This window comes from Pseudoalteromonas byunsanensis (assembly GCF_001854475.1).
Taxonomy (GTDB): domain Bacteria; phylum Pseudomonadota; class Gammaproteobacteria; order Enterobacterales; family Alteromonadaceae; genus Pseudoalteromonas; species Pseudoalteromonas byunsanensis.
The window spans coordinates 603-7,978 of the sequence record NZ_MNAN01000029.1 but is presented as its reverse complement, the minus strand read 5'-3'; the positions used below and the strand labels follow the sequence as shown (position 1 = coordinate 7,978).

General features: G+C 40.6%; 1 protein-coding gene. It reads right to left on the bottom strand.

Features of this window, described 5'->3' with window-relative positions; all coding sequences use genetic code 11:
• Positions 1-7,376, bottom strand: a 7,376-nt coding sequence (locus BIW53_RS09595) for a non-ribosomal peptide synthetase (RefSeq protein ID WP_139158819.1), incomplete at both ends; no start/stop codon positions are given.

Genomic DNA, 7,376 nt, shown 5'->3' with positions numbered 1-7,376 from the left:
TATTCTGGCGATAACGGTACATAGGCGCCGCCAGCTTTAAGTACTGCCAAAATACTCACCACCATATTCACGCTTCGCTCTAAGTACACCCCTATCAGGGTTCCTGGGGTCAATGCGTGACCATGAGATGCTAAATACTGGGCTCTAATTTCTCTGGCTAAGCGGTTAGAGGCGTCATCCAATGCTTGATAAGAGACTTGCTCATGCTCATACACTAAGGCGATAGCGTCAGGACAAAGCTGTGCTTGCGCACTGAACAACTGCGCCAGCGTGTTTGCCTGTGGATATGCTTTGTCTGTGTCATTCAAGGTATTCAGTAAGGTGTCGCGCTCTAAGTCACACAATAAAGGGATATCTGCGATTTGTGCATACTGACCACTTACCAATCCGCTCAGTACACGCTTATACAAGCGTAATAGACGCTCGATACTGTCAATTTCGAACAAGCTCACCGCATAGTTCAACTGACCACAAATACTCGCCTGTCCATCGGTCATTACTAAATTCAAGTCAAACTTAGCGGGGTTATTGACCGTGTTAGGCAGCGGTACTGTGGACCAAGGAAGATCAGCATTCTTTTGGGCATTATCATTAAAACTGTCTAGCGAAAACATCACTTGAAAAATTGGGTGACACGAGGTGTCTCGCTCTACTTCCAATGCATCCACAATTTTTTCAAATGGCAAATCTTGATTTGCTTTACTTTGAGTGAGTAAGGTGTGGACGTGATCAATTAATGCTTCAATCTTATTGTGCTTTTGTGTACAAATTCTCAGCGGTAAGGTGTTTACGAAAAAACCAATTAAAGACTGAATTTGACTATGATGACGATTGTCAGATGGCGTACCAATAACAATATCTTTTTGTCCTGTTAACGCCGATAGAGTTAAATAAAAGCCACTGAGCAACACTGCATAGAGTGTTGTTTCATTGCTTTGAGCAAATTCTCTTAGTAACGTCGATAGGTGAGTATCTAATTCGAACTTAATATCATTACCACTGTAATCGAAATGATTAGGTCTGGTATGATCAGTAATTAAGTTAAGCGGCTCATAACCGTTTAACTGCTCTTTCCAATAGCCCAGCAATCTATCTAATGTATCGCCACTCACAAAATCTCGTTGCCAAATTGCATAGTCACTGTAGCTAATAGATAGCGGTGGTAATTGTGCAGACACCCCTTCAATTAAACTTGAATATGCCTGAGCAACTTCGCCCATAAACAGATCGATTGACCAACCATCAAACGCAATGTGATGCCACACAATAAGAATGTAATTCTGTTCATTTGTAGATAAATGGTGTATCCGAACACTTAGGTCATTTTGTAGGTCAAAGGGTTGAGCACTTAGATGTGAAACACATAGATCTAATTCCTCGAAAGATATTGGCTCTTCATTATGTATTGTTAAACGTTTTTCTAACTTGTGCTGATAGACTTGGCCACTTTCATCTTCACGATAAACCGTCCTAAGGACGTCGTGTCGCTTTACAATCATATTGATTGCTTCTTCCAGTGCCTCGCCGTCAACAGCGTGGTTCAATTTAGCCAAATACGGGATATGGTATGTATCTACACCTTCGTTAAAGCGCTCAATGAACCACAATCTTTCCTGAGCGAACGACAGCGGCGGAAATTCTAAATTGGAACGATGAATAGTATTAATTGAATCACTGTTTAAAAAAGGTTCAATTTTGGCAATTGTTTTCTTTTCAAATAGCAGAGGTAATGGGATATCAACATTCAGCTGGCGTCGACATTCAAGCCCTAACTTTAGTGCTTTAATCGAGTTTCCACCTATTTGAAAGAAGTTGTCATTAATTCCAACTTTCGCAAGCTCCAATGCTTTTTGCCAAACTAAGCACAACTGCCTTTGAAGTTCATTTCTAGGCTCAGCATCGGCTTTGTCAGAAGATAGAGCAATTTTTGGAAGTGCCTTCTTATCTAACTTGCCATTAATAGTTAGTGGAATTTCAGACAGTTGCATTATGCCATTTGGCATCATGTGTTCTGCAAGTGTAATAGACAGTTCAGAGCGAACTGCCTCAATATCGATTTCACAGTTGGCAACAACATAGGCACTTAAATAGTCACTATCGTGCAGCACAACTACAGCTTGAACAATTCCAGAGATAGATACTAATGCTGACTCTATCTCTCCTAGTTCGATACGATACCCTCTGACTTTAACTTGATCATCATTGCGTCCCAGAAATTGTAAATTGCCATCAGGTAACCAACGTACAACGTCACCGGTTTTATATAACAAGCTATTTTTACTATTTTCGGTCGAAGAAATATTATAAGGATTCTCAATAAACCGATCAGTGGTAAGCTGTGGCAAGTTCAAATACCCTTGTGCCAGACCAGAACCACCAATAAATAACTCTCCAGGGACATTCACTGGCGAAAGACCAAGATCAGGCTGTAGAACGTACACTTCGACACCAGCTAACGGGCGGCCAATTACTCCTTGTTCTTGAGCATCGGCAACCCGGTGAAAAGTCGCTTCGCCCGTTTCGGTTGGTCCGTAATAATTTATTACCTCTGTATTGCACAAATCAATAGCAATAAGTTGTTCTTTGGTGAGGTTTTCACCACTAAAATATAGTCTTTGTAAAGACTTTCCATTCTTACATAAAGATAAATAAGCATTAAATTGTGAAGGCACGAAATGCGCAGCATTGATGGGCTCTGAGCTGCAAATACGATCAATTTCGTGGGGGTCAAAACTGGATTTAGTCATGTAGACTGTAGCACCAACCATCAAATGACTAAATAAGTCAGATACTGATACATCAAAGATATAATTGGTCTTGAATAAGTAGTTATTTTGCGCCGATTTGCTCAGCCCTGCAATGCAGGCATTCCTCTGTGAACTTGCACTATGGGAGATCTTGACCCCTTTAGGAGTGCCAGTAGTACCAGACGTATAGATAACATAAGCTAAATCATCAACAGCGCTAATCGGCCCAAGATTTTGACCAATATTTACTTCAAAATAGTCAACTTGATCGACTTCTAAGATATTGCAAGACACGCTGGCATCTGCCAAAACTTTTTGCAACTTTGCGCCATACCAACTCTGGCTTAGTAATATAGAAGCTTGTGTATCGCGCAATATAAATTGCATTCGACTTGTCGTATGTTCCGGAGCAATTGGTACGTAAGCTGCACCTGCTTTTAATACAGCAAGTATGCTAATGACCATTTCTAAACTACGGTCTAAATATAAAGCCACAAATTGATTTGGTTCTAAAGGAGCACCATTAGAAGAAAAGAATTCGGCTCTAATCTTATTGGCAAGGATATTAGCTCTAGAGTTTAACTCTTTATAACTTAAAGCTTGGCCATTAAAAACTAGTGCGGTTTTGTTTGGCGCTTTGTTAACTTGATCTTCGAATGCTTTATGAAGTGTATGCTCGATGAAAACGGACTCTTCTGAGCGATTCCATACATTTAAGAGCTTGTTAATGTCTACATTTGACAAATATTGGAGCTGACCAATGCGCGGTTTAGCATTATTTACAAACTCTTGTAAAATCCGCTGATACGTTTGTACTATGTGTTCAATACGCTCAGGCCTGAACAGAGTAACCGCGTAATTTAAACCGCCAGTGATAATGTGATTATCGTCATTTAAAAACAAATCCAGGTCAAACTTCGCGGGACTGTAGTGAGCCAGCATTGGGTGTGTTTCAAACGCAACAGGAAATACACTATTGTTATTTTGAGTAAACTGTTGTAATCGGAAAAAAGCCTGGAATATTGGATGTTTAGCCGGATCACGCTTGATATCTAGCGTGTCAACTATCTTCTCAAATGGCATCTCTTGGTATATTTTGGCCTGCGTTACGATGTGGTGAATCTTGTCTATGAACGCGCTTACACTATCATTGAAATCAATGTGTGCTCTTAGAGGTAATGAGTTTACAAAAAAACCTACCAAAGACTGAAGTTGAGCTTGCTCTCTGTTTTCTGAAGGGGTGCCTAAGATGATATCTTGCTGTCCACTATAGCGAGCAAGTGTAATGTAAAAAGCACTTAGTAAAACAGTATACAATGTCGTGGAGTGCTCTTTAGCCATTGTTCGTAACTTAGATGACAACTCAGCATCTATAGTGAAAAGATGGTCTTTTCCTGCGTAATTAAATTGTTTAGGTCGCGGGTAATCAATCGGTAATTCAAGTTCTTCAAAATCACTTAGATAAGCCTGCCAATATGCTTGCAAGTTATCAAAATAACTGCCTTGCAGTTTATCTTTTTGCCATACCGCATAGTCTATATAGCGAAGCTTCGGTTCACTTTGCTCGACAGGTAAAGATTGTTTAATGGATGAGTACGCCTTTTCCAAAGCTTCCATAAATATATTTACTGACCAGCCATCAAACGCTATATGATGCCAAAGAAACAGTATGTAACGATGAGATTTCAACTGGTAATAATTCACTCTAATGCTGAGTTCTTTGCTCAAATCAAAAGGAGTTTCATTAACCTGTTTAATAGCCTGTAGAAGTTCATCTTGAGTCCCAACATCATGGGTTTCAATATCTACTTTGGCATCAAGAATTTGTTGATATGCGTCACCAAGCTCATTTTCTAGATACACGGTTGTCAAAATAGGGTGTTGCTTTACAACTATGTTTATCGCTTGCTGAAAAGTTCGCAAATCAAACGCGTTGTCTAATTCAATTAAATGAGGAATGTGATAGGCATGACTGCCGCTTTCAAACTTTTCTATAAATAACAAACTTTCTTGTGCAAAGGATAAAGGGGCACGGGTGAGTGTCGTCTTTTCAATGTTTTTTAATGGTTTATCAATTAGGTTTGCAGCAATTCCCGCGACTGTTTTATGCTCAAATAGCAGTGCTAATGGGATATCCACTCCTAAAGTGCGACGACTTACCTGAGAAAGCTTGACCGCGGTGATGGAGTTGCCACCAATACGGAAGAAATTGTCGTAAATCCCAACTTGATCTAACTCTAAGACTGTCTGCCACACACTACATAAATTCGCCTCAAAGTCATTTCTTGGAGCAACATACTGATAGCTATCTACCAATATAGGTTCTGGTAAGCCAGCTTTATCTAGTTTGCCATTCACTGTTAATGGAATTTTATCCACTTCAATTATGCTACTTGGCACCATATAATCAGGCAGATATTGGTGTAGCTGCTTTTCTATGGCTTTTAAAGTCAGCGACTTGCCGTTTTCAGCGACAAAATAGGCGACTATAAATTGTGTACCATGTTGTGTTACGTCAAAGACGACCGACTGTTGCACTCCCTCCAGAGACATCATGACATTGGCGATTTCATCTAACTCAATTCTGAATCCTCTGATTTTTACCTGATTATCGATGCGGCCTATATATTCAAGTTCTCCATTGGGTAACCAACGAACTAAATCCCCGGTTTTGTATATACGTTTACTACTTCCTTGTATGTTTTCATCATAATACGGGTTTTCAATAAATCTAGATGCTGTTAGTGTCTCAAGGTTGAGGTACCCTCTAGCTACACCTTTACCGCCTATGTATAATTCTCCGACGACGCCAGTTGGCAGCAATGCGTGCTCTTCATCTAGGACGTATAAGCTTGCATTACTTATTGGCCCACCAATGCTTACTTTTTCCGTCACACTTAGTTGCTTTATCGTTGCACATATGGAAGATTCAGTCGGTCCGTATGCATTATAGAAGCACACTTTATCAGCCCACTGTTGTTTTAGAGCTTCATCGCATACTTCCCCTGCTACAGTTACATGAGACACGCTACGAACGTTCTGTGGCTCAAGCAGTTTTAACATCGATGGCGTCATCATCAAGTGAGTTACGTTGTTTGCGTTAATCTGATCGCATAGATCCGCTGAGCTATCCGACAAACTCAAAGTAGCACCTCGACTGAGCGTGACAAAAATCACCCAAGTTGCGGCATCAAAATTTAATGAGGTATTTTGAAAAAAGACACTATCGCTTTCAACGCAAATTGCTTTGGCATTGTCAGTAATGGTATTGACTATACCTTGATGTTCAATTAATACGCCTTTAGGTTGACCTGTTGTACCTGATGTATAAATAACATAAGCCAACTGGTTACTATTTGTAGGGTGTGCTAAATCTGAACTCGCGTATTCAACATCACACTGATCAATATTCAGCAATAGCGGCTTAAGCGGCAAACTTTGTGTTAGTTCTCTTAGTTTTGGTTCATGAATCGACTGGGTTAATACCATTGGAGCTGCAGTATCAGATAACATAAATGATACCCGCTGGTCCGGTAATTCAGACGAGATTGGAACGTAAGCTCCTCCAGCTTTTAAAATTGCCAACAACCCAACAACCATATCAACGCTACGTTCTAAATATAAACCAATGATGGTTTGTGCCGGCATCGGCTGAGCATACTGATTATGATAGTTATCGCGCAGCCTACGAGCTAAACAATTTGCTCTTTCGTTTAGTTCTATATAGCTAAGTGACTGTGAGCCAAAAGAAACTGCGATATGGTTCGGTACTGCTGTGACTTGGGCTTCAAACAAAGAGTGAAGGCTTGTATGTTTTGCTTGTTCGCGATACGTATTATTAAAGTCAAGCAACTGCTGCTTACGTTCAGGATTGGATAGCAGCGGGATATCAACTATTTTATTGTACTTACCACTTGCTATGGCGCTGAGTATTCGCTTATACAAACTCAACAGACGCTTAATACTTTCTTCTTCAAATAAGCTAAGTGCATAGTTCAACTGACCACAAATACTTGATTGCCCGTCTGTTATTATTAAGCTCAAGTCAAACTTTGCCGGACTGAATAACCCTTCAGACTCGATCCAGTCCATCTTCTCAAATATCAATGAGTTATCATCAGTTATCGTGTTACCAAAATTTTGTACACTGAACATTACTTGATAAATCGGATGTCTTGCGCGGTCTCGCTCTACTTCTAACAGCTCAACCACGTTCTCAAATGGTAACTCTTGATGGACCTTGGCACCGCTTACCACCTCATGTACTTGTGCAATGAAGTCCTCTAAGCTCTGCGTTTGCTCAACTTGCGTGCGAAGCGCTAAGGAGTTAACAAAAAAGCCGACCAAGGATTGCGTTTGCGCATGATGTCTATTCTCAGACGGTGTGCCCACTACGATATCGCGTTGCCCTGATAGGGCCGATAATGTGAGATAGAAGCCACTTAACAGCACCGTATACAGGGTTGTTTCTTGTGTTTTGGCAAGCTTGCGTAATTGCTCCGACAGGTCGCTATCTAAACTAAAACTGTGATCTCGGCCTTTAAAATCTTGTACCGGCGGTCTGACCTTGTCGGTATACAAACGCAGCGGTTCAATCCCCGCGAGCTGCTGTTGCCAATACGCTTGTAA